Below are 16,061 nucleotides of genomic sequence, written 5' to 3' on the forward strand. Positions count from 1 at the left end.
ACAAAAAACCGCCCCTGTGTTTCCACGGGAGCGGCCATTTTTGTGTCTATTTTCGAGAACTGATGTAGTTCGGGCTTTCTCTTGTAATCGTAATGTTGTGCGGGTGGTTTTCTTGCAAGGTGGCGGGGGTGATTTTCATGTACTCCGTATTGTTCTTGAGCTCGTGAATGTTTTTCGCCCCGACGTAGCCCATACCGGATTTTAAGCCGCCGATGAGTTGGTAAATGACGTCGCCGACTTTTCCCTTGTAGGGTACACGACCTTCCACACCTTCGGGAACGTATTTCTTCGTTTCCGATTGGAAGTAGCGGTCGCTGGATCCGCTGCTCATAGCGCCTAAGGAGCCCATGCCGCGGTAGGTTTTGAAGCGACGGCCTTCGACATAGATTTCTTCTCCGGGACTTTCGTCGGTACCGGCAAACATGGAGCCCATCATAACCACGTCGGCGCCGGCCGCAATGGCTTTGGTCACATCGCCGGAATACTTGATCCCGCCGTCGCCGATAATGGGGATGCCTTTTTTCTTTCCGGCTTCCGAACAATTTAAGATCGCCGTCACTTGGGGCACGCCGATACCGGTGACCACGCGGGTGGTACAAATGGAACCAGGACCGATACCGACTTTGACACAGTCGGCGCCGGCTTCGATTAAGTCGATGGTGCCTTGATAGGTGGCCACGTTCCCTGCAACCAATTGAATGTCGGGGAAGGCTTTTTTAATTTCTCGAATCGTGGTCAATACGCCTTTCGATTGTCCGTGGGCCGTGTCGATGACGAACAAGTCCGTGCCCGCGGCGCGAAGGGCTTCCACCCGTTCGTAGACGTCGTGGGTGACGCCGATGGCGGCTCCGGCGAGGAGGCGGCCGCCTGCATCTCTGGCGGAATTCGGGTATTGAATGGCTTTTTCAATGTCCTTAATGGTAATCAAGCCCATGAGATGATGGCTGTCGTCGATGAGAGGCAGTTTTTCGATTTTGTATTGCTTCATCACCTTCAGCGCGTCGTCCATGGAAATGCCTTGCTTGCCCGTGACCAAATTATCGCTGGTCATGACGCTGGCGATTTTTTTATTTAAATCGTCTTCGAAGCGAATGTCGCGATTGGTGATAATGCCTTCTAAAACATTATTTTCGTCCACAATGGGCACGCCGCTAATGCGGTAGTGGCTCATTAATTCCATGGCATCTTTGATTTCATGATCTTTAGATAAAGAGAAGGGATCGGTGATGACGCCGTGTTCCGAGCGTTTAACGCGGTCCACTTCCTTGACCTGATCTTCCAAGGGCATGCTCTTGTGAATAATGCCGATGCCCCCTTCGCGTGCCATGGCAATGGCCATTTGCGATTCCGTTACCGTGTCCATGCCGGCACTCATTAAGGGAATGTTCAGCTCAATGGCGTGGGTGATTTTTGTCTTTAATTCTACTTCATTGGGCAACACTTCCGAATATCCCGGCATGAGCAAAATGTCGTCAAATGTTAAACCGTCTCCTAAAAATTTCATCAAAGCCTCCTCACTTTCCTCTACTATGATAGACATTTATTTTAGCAAAAGATAAGCCGTCATTCAAGACGAGGATGTGAGACGCTTCGGCTTGATGCGAATAATCTCCAGATCCTTCGGCCCCTTGGCGATTACCTTGCCTTCTCGGTCTACGATCAATTGAATGTCCGACGCTCGCAGCACATCGACCAAAGAAGCGTCGCCGTAAATTTCCACGTCGATTTTCTTCGGCACATTGAAATCGCTTAGATTCACGCCTTTTAGAGACGTCATGTGCTCCGTGGATACTTCCAAGGTGCGCCGCGCCGATTCTTTTTTCATGTAACGCAAAATAACGGATTCATCGGGATTGACCAAATGGATCCCTTCGGGCACGATGAGGCGCACGGGCACGGCGTTGGTACTCATAAGCTCCTTCGCATTCACGGGGCGCGTCGTAATGCTCTCGATGCCGTCGATGGCACCGGAATCCCCTGTAATGGTGACGGTGGCAGGCGTCAGAATGGCTCGGTCCCGATTAAACTCGCCGCCCTCATCCTGTTCATAGTTTACCTCGATGGGCACGCTCTTTGCCTTGGATATGGCGGCCTGTACCCCCACCGTGTTCGGTGTCACTTCAAGGCCTTCGATAACGTGCTTGTTTTGATCCAGCGGCGTTAATTCGACGGAAGAGACCACCGTTTCTTTCGCGTCGGTAATAAGGATGTGGCCCGCCACGGAATGCACTTTGTCCACCGATTTTTTCGGCCCTTTTACCGTAACCTCATCTTGATTCACAATAATCCTGTCCAGAACCATGCCGTCGGCCGGATTGCCCTTGGCCGTCACCGTGACCGGTTTTTTCATAGAGACCATTTCGTCCACAGAGATGGTGATGGCGGAAGGATTGGATTTTTTAATTTTCAAATTCTCGTCGGAAAGGCGAAAATGGATGGGAAGCCGTTGAGAGCCCGGTTGCACTTCCCCGAGATCCACATAGGCTGAAATATCCTCTTCTTTTAATCCGATGACGGCGCTGCGATTGCCGGAGACCACGATATTGGTGGTGTAATCGTCACTTTTTAAGAGCTCCATCCCCGCTTGACGCATGGTGGATTGATTTCTGAGTTCCACTTCCACATTGGTGAAATCCTTGGTGATTACCGGATCGATTTCCGTAATTATAAAGAACCAAAGCAGAATAGACAAAATCAGGGAGAAAATTTTCTTAATCGTGTCTTGATTATTCGCAACTAAATTTAAATATTTATCGCGCATTACATTTCCTCCTCGTCACTCTTCGGAAAATAGATGGCCCTAAGCATCTGCTCTAAAGTGGACAGATCCAGGTGACGGTTAATGTTTCCATATTCGGCGACGGAGATCGAGCCCGTTTCCTCGCTGACCACGATGGCAAAGGCGTCGCTTTTTTCACTAATCCCAATGGCCGCACGGTGGCGCGTGCCCAATTCCTTGGACAGGCCTTTTTCCTCCGTTAAGGGAAGAAAACAGGCGGCGGAGATGATTTTATCCCCGTTAATAATCACGGCGCCGTCGTGGAGCGGCGTGTTGGGAATGAAAATATTGATTAACAGGCCCGAGGACAGGTCGCCGTAAATAGGTGTCCCCGTTTCGATAATCTCGTTTAGCCCGGTTTTCCGTTCGATCACCATTAATGCGCCGATTTTCTGGCGAGACAAAGAGGCCACGGCGCCGATAATTTCATTAATGGTGGATTCATCCCGCGTTCCCGACAGGACAAAACCCTTTCGAATGGAGCTGTTGCGGCCGATAAATTCAAGACCTCGCCGGATTTCCGGTTGAAAGACGATGAACAGGCCCAAAAACCCCCAAGTCAACATGCTTTTCAACAGGTAGTTGAGCATATAAATTTGTAAAATTTCGCTGAGCTTCGTCAGAATCAAGACCACGACGATCCCTTTGCTTAATTGCTCGGCGCGGGTGCCCTTGATTAATTTGAAGAGCCAATAGATAATCACCGCCACGATGGCGATGTCGATGACGTCTTGAATCCGCAGCATCGATAAGGTTTCACTTATCCATTGCATGGCGATCCGCCTTTCCAAATAAATACGATGTAGCACTGGCTACAAATAAAAATAATCCCATGGCGATCAAGCCGTCGCCGAGACTCATGACCTTCGCCGAAGAGATGGCCGAAGCGTAACAGAAGCGGTCGCATAAAAAGCGAAGGCGCGTTGCCTCATTGGCCAAGCCGTGGGTCAAGACCCGGCCCTCTGTAATTAAAGTGAGGGCACGGACATCGCCGATCTTTAACAACGCCTCTGCCTCCACAGGCATGACGCCGTTTAAAGCAACTACGATGCCGTTTAGGGCAAGTCCTACGCCGGATAGAATATAACCTAAATGGCGCCCCATCAGGCAGCCTACAGCCATGATAAAAAGTGCGAGGGCATGAATGGCCGAAAAATGTGCCGCAAGAAAAGGAACTGAAGGCGCCGCCTTTAGTGCAATAATAAAGAGTGCGGCGCCGGTACCTGCGACGATTAAATTTTTAAAGCGAGGCTCCTGCAAAAAAACCTTGTTTTTCCACACCATAATGAGGCCCAGCCATACGCCCAAGATAATCCCTTCAGTTGTCATTCTTCACCTACAAAAAATGCGCTCTCCTCAGAAAGCGCATTTGTTTTATTATTCTTCGTCTTGGGATTCTTCCGCTTCGACGGTTTCAAGTTGATCGAAGTTGATCAAATCGCCGATTGCCATGGAGAAGCTTTCCTCTTCAGGTTTTGCTTCGACTTGCGGTTGTTCTCTGCGACGAGGTTTTTGCTCTTTCTTTCTTTCGCGAGGCGCTTGTTCGTCTTCGCCGCCCGGTTGAAGGGCTTTCATGGAAAGAGAAATCTTCTTGTCTTCGAAATTGATATCGGTGACGCGAACGTCGATTTCTTGACCGATTTCTAAGACATCAGACGGTTTTTCAACGTGTTGTCTGGAAATTTGAGAAACGTGGAGCAAGCCGTCTACACCGGATTCCAGGCGAACGAATGCGCCGAAGTCCAAGATGTTTACGACAGTACCCTTGACGTCGTCGCCGACTTGTACGGTTTCAACAAAAGTATCCCAGGGTTTTTGAGTGGTTTGTTTTAAACCGAGGGCGATGCGGTTCTTTTCTTCGTCGATCTTCAGAACCAATACTTTTACCTTTTCGCCGGGGCTTACGACATCGCTGGGATGTTTAACGCGGTTCCAAGAAAGTTCGGAGATGTGAATCAATCCGTCTACGCCGCCGACATCGACAAATGCGCCGAAGTTGGTTAAGCGTTGAACCGTACCTTCGATGAATTCGCCTTCTTGAAGGGTACCGTATACTTCTTTGCGTTTTTCTTCGATTTCCTTGGATTCGATGTTTTTGCGAGAGAGGACAAATTTTCTTCTGCCCTTATCGAAATCGATGATTTCGCATTCTAAATCTTCATCGACGTATTTGCTTAAATCTCTTTGGAAACGTACGGAAACGTGAGATGCGGGAATAAATCCGTTTAAGCCGTCGACATCACAGGTCAAGCCGCCTTTGACGACATTGGTGACGTGGGCCATAACCGTTTCGCCGTTTTCAAATTTTTCTTCCATTTCATCCCAAACCTTCATGTTTTCCACGCGTTTAAAGGATAAAACGACATTACCGTCTCCATCGTCCATTTTCATAACGTAAACCTGAATTTGATCTCCTTGGTTGAAGATTTCATTCGGTTTTACATTGGGGTCGTTGGACAATTCATCTCTGGAGATGATACCGTCTGCGCGGTAACCGATATTAACCATAACCTCGTCGTCGGTTACGTATAATACCTCGCCATCGACAATTTCACCGCGACGTACACGCGTGAAAGAGTTTTCAATGGCCTCCATCATTTCATTGTTCATTTCGTCCCTGTTCATATTATCCATTCTACTAACAGCCTCCTTGATTACCGAGTCCGGAGTGGATGCTCCGGCGGTAATACCAATTTTATTGAATTTTTTAAATGGACGTAGATCGAGTTGATATATGGTTTGAATATGATAGACATGTTCGCAATGTTCTGACGCAATCTTTACGAGTTTCTTCGTATTTGCACTATTCTTACCACCTATAACGAGCATACAATCCACATGAGTAGCCAACATGCGACAGGCATCCTGACGGTCGTTTGTGGCTTTACATATGGTATTATACCTTAAAATCTCTCCCGTGAAAACACCTTTTAGCCTTTCTTCCACAGAATCAACCAATTTCTTGGGATTCGTCGTCTGGGAAACAAGGGCAATTTGATTTTTCTCACTTAAGGGCAATGCGTCCACTTCATCGGCCTCACCGACAATGTACACATCGTCGCCATAAGAGGCGATGCCCTTTACTTCCGGGTGCTCTTTGTCGCCGACGATGACCACGGGGATTCCCTTGGCATTGTTTTCCTCCACCATGGTGTAAATTCTCGAGACAAAGGGGCAGGTGGTGTCCACGACGCGATTGCCCTTTGCGTTCAGTTCTTCCTTTAAAGCCTTTGTCGTGCCGTGACTTCTCGTAATCACCGTGGCGTTGCTCGGCAAGTTGGCTTCGTCGATGAGCTCGACGCCCTTTGCCCGCAAGTCGTCGTTTACTTGTGCATTATGCACCAGCTCGCCCAATATCTTGACGTCGTCGTAGGTCTGTGCTGTCTGAAAAGCGCTTTCTACGGCCCGCTTCACGCCGCCGCAAAAGCCGTAGCATTCACTCAACAGTATTTCCAAGGTATTCTCTCCCTTCGTAAATCGTGGCCATTAAAGCGCGCATCCGCTTTTGGTACGCCTCTTCCGTGAGCTTTTCTTTTTCGAAGGGAATGGGCGTTCGGAATATGTAACGCCGCTTGCGAAAGAGTTTGTAGTCCCCTTCAATGTACACCGGCAAAACTTCGGTGCCCGTGCGGGCGGCCAAAAGAATGGTGCCGGGCTTGCCTTGATCGTAGTCCACGGTCTTTACCCGCGTTCCTTCCGGAAAAATGCCGATAATTTCTTTGTTTTTCAACGCGCGCATGGCGATGATGGTGCTTTTCGCATCGCCGTGGTTCCGGTCCACGGAAATGGCGCCGACGCCCTGAAGGATTTGTTTCAGTATCGGTATCTCAAAAAGCTCCCGCTTCGCCATCCAACGCACTTGCTTGGGAAACAAGATCGACAGGAAAAGAGGATCCCAATTGCTCTTGTGATTGGCGACTAAGAGGTAGGCCTTCTCTTCCAACGCAGGCATATTCACAACCTCGTAGGGATAGAGGATTTTTAACAGCCACCCGGTAATCGCTTTAATGACATTATAGAACATGGTCGTTCTCCACATAGCTCGCCATGGTATCCAAAACTTCGTCTTCACTCATATCGGTAGAGTCTACGAGTATGGCATCCGCCGCCTGTTTTAACGGGGCCACTTCTCGGTTTTTATCGCGCTCATCTCGAGCGTGGATGTCGGCTTTGATCTTTTCCAGATCGACGGACTCGCCAAAGGCCCGGCGCTGTTCGTAGCGTCTGCGCGCCCGCTCTTCTTCCGATGCCGTGAGGAAGAATTTTACATCTGCCGCGGGCAGGACCACGGTGCCGATGTCGCGGCCTTCCATTACCACGCCGCCGCCTTCAGCGAGGCGCCGCTGAAGAGACAGAAGGTAATCCCGCACCGCCGGCTCTTTCGAAAGCTGCGACGTCTTCTGGGAGATGGCCTCCGTGCGAATGACATCGCCCAGTGCCACGCCGTTTAATAAGACGGAGCCGTCTTTATAGTCGATGAACTGATCGTCCACCCGCGATAAAAGTTCCTCTGTCGTAAGGTCTTCGCCTTCGTTTACGGCGATGTAGGCGATGGTGCGATAGAGGGCGCCGGTGTCGATGTATTCGTAGCCCAGGCGCTTCGCTAAAGCACCGGCTATGGCGCTTTTTCCCGCGCCGGAAGGGCCGTCAATGGCGATGGTTTTCATTTGATTCCTCCTCCCCGGAACACAGTCCGGATAAGTAGCCGGTTGAAAATGCGATCTGTAGATTAAAGCCCCCGGTGGGCCCGTCCACGTCCAAAACTTCGCCGCAAAAGTAAAGGCCTTCGGCTTTTTTGCTTTCCATGGTCGACGGATCCACGTCCTTCACATCCACGCCGCCGGTGGTAATAATCCCGGTGTTTTCGTTAAACAGGCCGTCGTAGCGGAGGCGGAAATTTTTCAGCGTGTGAATCAGTTCGCGGCGCATTTCTTGGGACAATTGATGGGCAGGCAAATCCTGCGGCACTTGCGCCTGATCCAATACCGGTGCGATTAAAGACTTGGGCAAAAGATGCTTCATCAAATTATGCATAGCCCGATTGGAATTGTCCTTCACTTCACGCAAAAGCCGCTTATCAAGCACCTCTTCTGTAAGGGCGGGCTTGAAGTCAAGGGAAAGATCCACTTTATCGGAGCGATTAATTTTCGAAGAGAGGCTCAGAACGATGGGCCCGCTGATGCCGAAATGGGTAAAGAGCATTTCACCAAAATCGGAAAAGCGTCCCTCTTTCGTCGTCGCCGTCAGGGCCACGTTTTTTAAGGACAGGCCGGACAATGCCTCTAAGTAATCTTCTTTTAGCTTTAAGCCCACGAGTCCCGCCACGGGCCTCACCACGCCCATGCCGAAAGCTTCGGCAAAGGTATAACCGTCTCCGGTAGAGCCGGTGAGTCGATAGGTCATGCCCCCTGTGGCGACGATGACTTTGTCTCCCCGAAAATCGCCTCTATTTGTCCTTACGACATAGCCGTCCTTTTCTCTTACAATGGATTCCGCCGTCGTGTTTAGGCGAATGGCTACCTTGCTCTTATCAAGCTCCCGTTCCAAGGTTTTAATGATGTCCGAGGACTTGTCGCTTTTCGGAAAGACTCGATCGCCTCGCTCCACCTTTAGTGGGGTGTTTCGGCTTTCGAAGAAGTCTTTCAACATGGCGGCGGTCAAGCTGTAATAGGACGAGTACATGAAGCTTGCATTTCGATTCAATGTCTCAAAGAAAAAGGGATCGTCGCAGTCGTTACAGAGATTGCACCGTCCCTTGCCTGTAATAAACAGCTTCTTTCCCAATTTCTCATTTTTTTCGATTAAGGTGACCTCTGCCCTCTCCGCCGCTTTGATGGCGGCCATCATGCCGGCGGGTCCGCCTCCTATGACCAATATCATCTAACACCTCGCAATGCCGACCCAGTAGGGCGGGCAATGATTTTGATTGGGAAAGGTGATTTTCACCACCTTGTACACTTTCTGATCCAATGCGCCGATCATCTCTTCGATGCCCTCGCTCTCCACCTTGCCTTCCTCGTGGCCCGGATAGATGGCGAGACTCAAGAGGGCGCCGGATTTCATGGCTGAGAAGATTTCATTTAATGTGTGCATCGTGGCAGGCCATGTGGTGGTGATTTTTTTGTCGCCTCCGGGCAAATAGCCCAGGTTCATGACAAAAACATCCGCCGCTTGAAGATCCACGTAGCGGGATACATTTTCGTGGCTGTCGCGAATCAGCGACACATTCTTTACATGCTTTTCCTTTAGAAAGGCCTCTGTCTTCTCGATGGCGGCCTGTTGTATGTCCATGGCCAAAACGCGACTTGCCCGCTCAGCAAGAAACAAGGTATCTTTTCCGTTGCCCGCCGTGAGATCCACGGCCACATGGTCCTTCGTTAAGAAATTTTCCAGCACGGTGTGGGACCAGGCAACGGCCGATGTCGGGATTACTTCCATGACTTCAACACCCGAATTTCTTTTTCCCGAAGGGGGCGGTATTCCCCTTTGCCTAACATGCCCAGCTTTAATGGGCCCATTTGAATCCGCTCAAGCTCCACCACTTCCGCACCCACGGCTTCAAACATGCGGCGAATTTGGCGATTGCGTCCTTCGTGAATCACAACTTCCATACGGGTCTTTGCGTTTCTGTGTTCTAAAATTTTAAAATTTGCCGTCGCCGTCATGCCGTCACTGAGTTCGATGCCGGCGGATAATTTCTTTGCCGTCGCCTCGTCCACCACACCTTTTACCGTCACACGATAGGTTTTTTCCAGCTCGTATTTCGGATGGAGTAAGCGCTGAGTCAATTCGCCGTCGTCCGTTAAAAGCAAGAGCCCCGAGGAATCCATGTCCAACCGACCCACGGGATACAGGCGCTGGCCCTTTCTTAAGGGAACCAGATCCAGGACGGTCTTGCGCCCCTTGTTGTCGTCTGCAGTAGAGACGACGCCGCGTGGTTTATTTAATAAAATGTAGTGATTGGTCTTCGGCAGGCGCAGAAGCTTTCCGTCGACGGTGACCCGATCATCTTCCTCTACCTTCATGCCCTGTTCCGTTACGGTCACCCCGTTTATTTTAACGCGGCCGGCATCGATTATTTCTTCGCATTTTCTGCGGCTGGCAACACCGGCATGGGCCATGTATTTCTGAAGTCTCATGATTCCTCCGTCTCTACCATTGCTTCTTCTTTCGGCAAGTCTTCCAAGCCGGACAGGCCGAATTTTCGTAAAAAGGTCTCCGTGGTGCCGTACACTTTCGGGCGACCGGGAATTTCCATGCGGCCGAGGACGGCGATTAAATCGATGCGCTCAAGGCTTTTCAACACCTGATCGCAGCGCACGCCCCGGATTTCTTCGATTTCGGATTTTAATACGGGCTGCTTGTAGGCGACGATGGAAAGGGTCTCCAGGGCGGCATTGGATAAGCTTTTCGTCCGCGTTTTTTTCGCGAAATCGCTAATGGCCTCAAAAAGCTCCGGCTTTGTGGAGAGCTGATAGCTGTCGTTGACACAAACCAGGCGCAGGCCTCGCTCCTCGCCGGATAAATCCGCCTTTAATTCACCGATGGCAGCCTGAAGCTCAATGGCTGTCACCTCTAAGGCCTTTGCCATTTCTTTTTCCGTAATGGGTTCGCCCCAGGCAAATAAAAGGGCTTCAACTTTGGCTTTCAGTTCCATGGATCATTCCTTTTTTTATCAGTACAATGTCTTTTCCTTCTTGACGGCAGCTGATCTTTTCAAGCTTCATCAGCTCCAAGAGGGTGAGAAATACCGTCACGATTTCGATTCGGCTCTGTGCATCTTCCATCATTTGAAAAAATCGCGGCTTCTCCCACTTTCTGAAGGCGGCGTCGATTTTCTCCGCAGCCTGCTTGAAGCTAAATTCCGCGGCGGGAATTTTCTCCAAGGATTGCCGCGCCGCTTCGTGAATTTCAAAGCGCACCATGACGTCGCGAAAGGCTTTCGCCAAACGGGATGCGTCGCCTTCGGCCAAGAGCTCCTCATCAGAAAAATCCGAGAAGTCTTCCTGCTTTTTATAAACAGCGCCGTCTTCATAGGCGGCCATTTCATCCAACAATAAACTCGCCGCCTTCATGCGCTTGTATTCTAAAATCCGCTCCACGAGACTGTCCCGAGGGTCCTCTTCTTCCTCTTCCTCCTCCGTCACAGGCTTGGGTAAAAGCATGCGGCTTTTGATGGCGAGAAGGTAGCTGGCCATGGCGAGAAAATCAACCATGGCATCCAATACAGGGCCCGTCATCCCGTCTAAATAGGCGAGAAAATCTTCTACGAGGACGTGGATTTGAATGTCGTAAATATCCATCTCCCGCTTTTTAATCAAATCCAACAGCACATCCATGGGCCCGAAAAAGGAGCCGTAAGAGAATTCGTAGCTCATGAGACAAGGATCATGGCGAGGCCCACGCAGACTTGGATGAAGCCTTCAACCACCGGCCCGATAATACGGGGGATCGCGCCGGTGACCACGCCGAGAAATAAAATCCAATAGAAGTATTTTTCGTATTGGTAGAATGCGAATTCCGTCTTCGGCGGCAAGAGGGACGCCAACACTTTCGAGCCGTCTAAAGGCGGCAGAGGCACGAGATTAAAGACGCCGAGCATGGCATTGTACCAAAGAAAGTGCAGAAAGAAATTGCTGATGACAAATTGATGTTTCGACGTCCACACGAAGAAAAAGGCGCCGAGAAGGGCGAAGATAAAGTTCACCGTCACCCCCGCCAAAGACACGAGGATCGTGCCGGTTTTGCGGTTTTTGTAATAGGCCGGATTAATGGGCACGGCTTTCGCCCAGCCGAAGCGAAAGACGATCATAAATAGAAGTCCGACGGGATCGATGTGATCCAGGGGATTTAAACTTAATCGGCCGTCTCGCTTCGCCGTGTCGTCGCCGAGAAGGTAGGAGACGTAGCCGTGGCCGATTTCGTGGCCGACGATGGTGATAATTAAAGCGGGAATCGACCATATATAGGTACTAATGTCCATGATAGACCTCATCGATAATTAATGCCTGCGCAGGAACCGGTTTTTTAGAAATAGACGTAATGGCCAAGAAGCGGCGGGCCAACTCTTCCATGGGTCGATTTTTTCCGCCGTAGAAAGTGGCGAGCACGTCGCCTTTTTTCACGTAGTCGCCCCGCTTTTTGTGAAGATACACGCCGGCGGCCATGTCCAGTTCGTCGTCCATTCTCACCCGCCCGGCACCCAGGTCTCTGGAGATAATGCCGATTTCGTGGGCGGGCAGATGGCTAAGATAGCCTTCGGTTTCACTGATCACGTCGTAGGTCTTTTCAGCTTGCGGGAAAAGATTAAAATCGTCGATGACATTCTCGTCGCCACCTTGATTTTTTATAAATACTCTGAGCTTATTCAGGGCCTTGCCGCTTTGGATTAAGTCTTTCACCTTTTGTTCAATGGCCTTTTCGTCGCCGCCTTCGGCCAAGTGAATCAGCTTCGTGGATAAGGTGATGCAAAGGGCTGTTAAATCTTCGGGACCTTCGCCCTTTAATGTGGTGATGGCCTCTTCCACTTCCAGTGCATTACCTACGGCGCGTCCCAAGGGCTCTTCCATGGCCGTTAAAATGGCCAGGGTCTTTCTGCCGAAGGTCTCGCCGATGTGGACCATGGTTTCCGCCAATTCCCGAGCCGATTCTTTATTCTTCATAAAGGCGCCGTCGCCTACCTTTACATCAAGGAGCAAGCAATCGCCATGAATGGCGAGCTTCTTGCTCATGATGCTCGATGCGATGAGGGGAATGGAATCCACCGTGGCCGTGGCATCTCTCAAGGCGTAAAGCTTTTTGTCCGCCGGCGTAATATTGGCCGTCTGTCCTGCAATGGCCATACCGATGGCATTGGTAGAGGAGACGATTTCAACCATACTTAAATCCACCCGCAGGCCGGGAATCGATTCCAGCTTATCCAAAGTACCGCCGGTGTGGCCCAGGCCGCGGCCGCTCATTTTGCCGAAGGGCAAACCGTAGGCAGAGAGAATGGGCCCGATAATAAGGGTGGTCGTATCGCCTACGCCGCCGGTGGAGTGCTTGTCCACCACCGTGCCCTTAATGGAGGAAAGGTCCACGGTTTCGCCGGAGTCGATGATGGTGCGGGTTAAATGGGCGATTTCATCACCTTCCATGCCGGAAAAGTAAATGGCCATTAAGAGGGCGCTCATTTGGTAATCTTTAACGGCACCGGAAAGGTAGCCGGTAATGGTGGTTTCGATTTCTTCTTTCGACAGAATTTCGCCGTGTTTTTTCTTTTCGATGACTTCTAATACGCTCATGTTAAATCGCCTCGATGGTTTTCGTGACCAATGCTTTAAAATCGTCGGCGACGCGGGCGGAAATCTCGATCACTTCCTCGTGTTCCAAAGGTTGATCCAAAATGCCCGCCGCCATATTGGTAATGCAGGAAATGCCGATGACCTTCACGCCTCGGTGATTGGCAATAATCACTTCAGGCACTGTGCTCATGCCCACGGCATCAGCGCCTAAAATGCGAGCCATGCGCACTTCCGCCGGCGTTTCGTAACTGGGGCCGGTCATGTACATATACACGCCGCTTTGATGCTTGATCTTTAATTCTTCGGCTACGGATTTCACCAGGGCCGCAAGCTTCGGTTCGTAGGCATAAGACATATCCGGGAAGCGCTCGCCCTTGCCGTCGTTGGGGCCGATTAAGGGATTCTTCCCGTTGAAATTAATGTGATCGGTGATAATCATTAAGTCGCCGGGTTCGAAGGATTCATTTACCCCGCCGGCGGCGTTGGTTACGATCAAGGTTTGAATGCCCATTTCGCAGAGGATCTTCGCCGGGAAGACCACATCGGCCATATCCACGCCTTCGTAGAAATGGATGCGGCCTTTCATGGCGACGATGTTTTTTCCAGCCAAGGTGCCGAAAATCAGCTCGCCGCTGTGGCCCTCAACCGTGGATTGTTTAAATCCGGGAATGTCTTTGTAGGGAATGGCCACGGCATCTTCGATGGATTCGGCGAAGTCACCTAAGCCGCTTCCTAAAATAATGCCGATCTCCGGCCGCAAGTCGGTTTGTTTTCTTAAGTATTCAATGGTTTTGTTCATTAGCATCTCTCATTTCTTTTACGGCATAGAGGCCGATCATGGTTTTCGCGTCAATAATTTCGCCTAATTTAATCATGCGCAAGGCTTCGTCCAGGTCCATATAGACCACTTCCAAGTCTTCCGTGTCGTCTAAGTGCATTTCACCGGGCGTGGGATTTTCACAATAGAAAATATGGATTTTTTCGTTGGTAAAGCCCGGGGATGTGTAAGCTTCCAAGAGAAACTCGGCAGATTCTGCCACAAGCCCCGTTTCCTCGGCCAGTTCACGAATGGCCGCCTTCATGGGGTTTTCGTTGTGTTCGATGAGTCCGGCGGGAAGTTCCAGGAGACTTTTTTTCGTGGCGATACGGTATTGCTTCACAAAGGGAATTTTGCCGTCTTCACAGAGAGCCACCATGCAGCAGCCGCCGGCGTGTTCTACCACTTCCCGCTTGCCGTAACGTTGGCCGTCCAGCTCCACGGTATGACAACTTAAGGAGACGATCTTTCCTTCATAAATTTTTTCGCTGCGTATAATACGCTCTTCAGAAATCATAAAACCTCCTAAATTCGGTTTCGTAACATTTCGCGTGCCGTTTCTCTCGTTTTTTCCGTGTCTTCGCCGCTAATCATGGTGGCCAACATGGCGATTCGTTCCTCGTCGCTTAATTTTTGAACGAAGGAGACGGTGCGACCTGCCTCCAACCGCTTTTGAATGCGGTATTGGCGATCGGCCCGCGCCACCACCTGAGGCAGATGGCTCACGACGATGAGCTGCCGGTCTCGGGAGAGGCGTTTCATTTTCTCTGCCACCACTTTTGCCGTCTTGCCACTCATGCCTGTGTCCACTTCGTCGAGAATAAGAATTTCCCGCTCATCCAAATCGGAGAATATGCTGATAAACGCAAGAAAGATGCGGCTGATCTCGCCGCCCGATGCGATGTCCGCCATGGGAAGCAGATCTTCGCCTCTGTTTGTGGCGACGAGAAAGCGGACGCTGTCCATGCCTTCTGCCGCCAAAGCGCTTTCGGAAAATTCCACCTGAAAGGCCGCGCCCTGAATGTCCAACTCTTCCATTTCACGGGCCATGCGCCCTTCAAGTACTTGCGACGCATCCATCCGCCGCTTTCTCATGCGAAGGGCGAGGGATGTGGCCGCTTCCCTCTTCTCCTCACAGGCCTGCTTCATGGACTCCACGACGTGTTCGTAATCGTCGATAAAGGCCAGCCGCTCCTTACTTTGTTCTAAAAAAGCCTGAATCTTTTCGTAGCTGTCGCCGTATTTCCTCTTCATGGAATGAATGGCGTCCAGCCGATCCGTAACTTCCTGCAAACGCTCGGGATCGTCGTCGAAATTTTCGCCCTTGTCCCGAATGCTTTGGGCCAGATCCTGAAAGCTGTAGCGAATGTCTTCAAAGGATTCGAAGAGATCGGCGAAGTGATTGTCGTTATTCGCCACCTTCTCCAGTGCTGCGCCGTAGCGATCCAAAAGCGAGCGAATGCCTCCTTCTTCATAAGCCAGCTGATTCATTTCCTGAAGAAGTTCCAAGGTTTCCGTGTGGCTGTTTCTCGCGCGAAATTCTTCGGCCAAGGCCTCGTCTTCTCCTTCTTCAAGGGCCAGGGTTTCGATCTCATCGATTTGATACCGCAAGAGATCCCCTTCTCTGGCCAAGGCCTCGGGATCTTTCACCTCGCTTTTCAGGCGATTTGTCAGTTGGCGGTATTCGCCGTAAATGGTCTTTAGCTCGGCGAGATCCTTTTTTTGTTCTTCGCCGCAGAAGCGATCCAATAGCTCCAGCTGAAAATCCGGCTTCATGAGAAAGCTGTTTTCACCTTGCACTTCAGACAGAGCGAGAATGGAGCCGAAATCCTTTAAAACCCCGTTGGTCACGATTTTTCCGTTGATCTCCGACAAGGACGGCCGTTCCCGTTCGATGCTTCGCTCCACAATAATCACATCTTCAAAGGGAATGTTGTGCTCCGCGAGAAAATCAAGGGCTTTTTTGTTCTTCGTCATAAAAACGCCCTGAATCGACGCCCGCTCCGCGCCTTTTCGAATCATATTTTTTTGAGCCCGCCCGCCGAGAATCAATCCGATGGCATCCATAATAATGGATTTACCCGCACCGGTTTCCCCGGTCAATACGGAAAAGCCGTCGTGAAATTCCATGGACGAGTGATCGATAATGGCGAAATCATCGATTTGTAGGCGTAAAAACATA

General features: G+C 50.6%; 17 protein-coding genes. All 17 read right to left on the reverse strand.

The annotated features are described in order from the left end of the window. Nucleotides 1-46: 46 nt before the first annotated feature. The 17 genes from guaB to recN all read right to left on the reverse strand — a co-directional run bounded on the left by guaB (nucleotide 47) and on the right by recN (nucleotide 16,060). Nucleotides 47-1,504, reverse strand: coding sequence for an IMP dehydrogenase (gene guaB, locus WKT05_RS08740; protein ID WP_340413764.1), 1,458 nt, complete (start codon nucleotides 1,502-1,504; stop codon nucleotides 47-49). 63 nt (nucleotides 1,505-1,567) lie between these two features. Further along, the gene (locus tag WKT05_RS08745; RefSeq protein WP_340413765.1) at nucleotides 1,568-2,761 is read right to left on the reverse strand and encodes a CdaR family protein; all 1,194 of its coding nucleotides are present in this window, start codon (nucleotides 2,759-2,761) and stop codon (nucleotides 1,568-1,570) included. Then, on the reverse strand, nucleotides 2,761-3,552 hold the full coding sequence (cdaA, locus tag WKT05_RS08750; protein WP_215507532.1) for a diadenylate cyclase CdaA: 792 nt from the start codon (nucleotides 3,550-3,552) through the stop codon (nucleotides 2,761-2,763). Before cdaA ends, WKT05_RS08745 begins: the two co-directional genes overlap by 1 nt. Beyond that, nucleotides 3,536-4,108, reverse strand: coding sequence for a DUF5317 domain-containing protein (locus tag WKT05_RS08755; RefSeq protein ID WP_340413766.1), 573 nt, complete (start codon nucleotides 4,106-4,108; stop codon nucleotides 3,536-3,538). The genes cdaA and WKT05_RS08755 overlap by 17 nt, the downstream gene beginning before the upstream one ends. Before the next feature lie 48 nt (nucleotides 4,109-4,156). Next, nucleotides 4,157-6,235 carry a bifunctional 4-hydroxy-3-methylbut-2-enyl diphosphate reductase/30S ribosomal protein S1 gene (locus tag WKT05_RS08760; protein WP_340413767.1) on the reverse strand — a complete coding sequence of 693 codons (2,079 nt, stop codon included), beginning with the start codon at nucleotides 6,233-6,235 and terminating at the stop codon, nucleotides 4,157-4,159. Further along, nucleotides 6,216-6,803: a lysophospholipid acyltransferase family protein gene (locus WKT05_RS08765; protein WP_340413768.1), complete on the reverse strand. Its 588-nt coding sequence runs from the start codon at nucleotides 6,801-6,803 to the stop codon at nucleotides 6,216-6,218. Before WKT05_RS08765 ends, WKT05_RS08760 begins: the two co-directional genes overlap by 20 nt. Beyond that, nucleotides 6,793-7,446: a (d)CMP kinase gene (cmk, locus tag WKT05_RS08770; RefSeq protein WP_340413769.1), complete on the reverse strand. Its 654-nt coding sequence runs from the start codon at nucleotides 7,444-7,446 to the stop codon at nucleotides 6,793-6,795. The genes WKT05_RS08765 and cmk overlap by 11 nt, the downstream gene beginning before the upstream one ends. Continuing rightward, a complete protein-coding gene (locus WKT05_RS08775; protein ID WP_340413770.1) occupies nucleotides 7,427-8,659 on the reverse strand; it encodes a BaiN/RdsA family NAD(P)/FAD-dependent oxidoreductase in 1,233 nt (410 codons plus the stop codon). Before WKT05_RS08775 ends, cmk begins: the two co-directional genes overlap by 20 nt. Further along, complete coding sequence (locus WKT05_RS08780; RefSeq protein ID WP_340413771.1) at nucleotides 8,660-9,217, reverse strand: class I SAM-dependent methyltransferase; 558 nt, start codon at nucleotides 9,215-9,217, stop codon at nucleotides 8,660-8,662. Next, nucleotides 9,208-9,918 (reverse strand): pseudouridine synthase, encoded by a 711-nt coding sequence (locus WKT05_RS08785; RefSeq protein WP_340413772.1) that lies wholly within the window; start codon nucleotides 9,916-9,918, stop codon nucleotides 9,208-9,210. Before WKT05_RS08785 ends, WKT05_RS08780 begins: the two co-directional genes overlap by 10 nt. Continuing rightward, nucleotides 9,915-10,436, reverse strand: coding sequence for an SMC-Scp complex subunit ScpB (gene scpB, locus WKT05_RS08790; protein WP_340413773.1), 522 nt, complete (start codon nucleotides 10,434-10,436; stop codon nucleotides 9,915-9,917). The genes WKT05_RS08785 and scpB overlap by 4 nt, the downstream gene beginning before the upstream one ends. Beyond that, nucleotides 10,414-11,157 carry a segregation and condensation protein A gene (locus WKT05_RS08795; RefSeq protein ID WP_340413774.1) on the reverse strand — a complete coding sequence of 248 codons (744 nt, stop codon included), beginning with the start codon at nucleotides 11,155-11,157 and terminating at the stop codon, nucleotides 10,414-10,416. Before WKT05_RS08795 ends, scpB begins: the two co-directional genes overlap by 23 nt. Then, nucleotides 11,154-11,762 carry a site-2 protease family protein gene (locus tag WKT05_RS08800; RefSeq protein WP_340413775.1) on the reverse strand — a complete coding sequence of 203 codons (609 nt, stop codon included), beginning with the start codon at nucleotides 11,760-11,762 and terminating at the stop codon, nucleotides 11,154-11,156. Before WKT05_RS08800 ends, WKT05_RS08795 begins: the two co-directional genes overlap by 4 nt. Next, complete coding sequence (locus tag WKT05_RS08805; protein WP_340413776.1) at nucleotides 11,752-13,062, reverse strand: thymidine phosphorylase; 1,311 nt, start codon at nucleotides 13,060-13,062, stop codon at nucleotides 11,752-11,754. The genes WKT05_RS08800 and WKT05_RS08805 overlap by 11 nt, the downstream gene beginning before the upstream one ends. Before the next feature lies 1 nt (nucleotide 13,063). Further along, nucleotides 13,064-13,861 (reverse strand): purine-nucleoside phosphorylase, encoded by a 798-nt coding sequence (locus WKT05_RS08810; RefSeq protein ID WP_215507556.1) that lies wholly within the window; start codon nucleotides 13,859-13,861, stop codon nucleotides 13,064-13,066. Continuing rightward, nucleotides 13,845-14,396 carry an NUDIX hydrolase gene (locus WKT05_RS08815; RefSeq protein WP_340413777.1) on the reverse strand — a complete coding sequence of 184 codons (552 nt, stop codon included), beginning with the start codon at nucleotides 14,394-14,396 and terminating at the stop codon, nucleotides 13,845-13,847. The genes WKT05_RS08810 and WKT05_RS08815 overlap by 17 nt, the downstream gene beginning before the upstream one ends. 8 nt (nucleotides 14,397-14,404) lie before the next feature. Next, nucleotides 14,405-16,060 (reverse strand): DNA repair protein RecN, encoded by a 1,656-nt coding sequence (gene recN, locus WKT05_RS08820; RefSeq protein WP_340413778.1) that lies wholly within the window; start codon nucleotides 16,058-16,060, stop codon nucleotides 14,405-14,407. Nucleotide 16,061 lies beyond the last annotated feature (1 nt).

The organism is Peptoniphilus sp. HCN-40583 (assembly GCF_037892835.1).
GTDB classification, from domain to species: domain Bacteria; phylum Bacillota; class Clostridia; order Tissierellales; family Peptoniphilaceae; genus Aedoeadaptatus; species Aedoeadaptatus rachelemmaiella.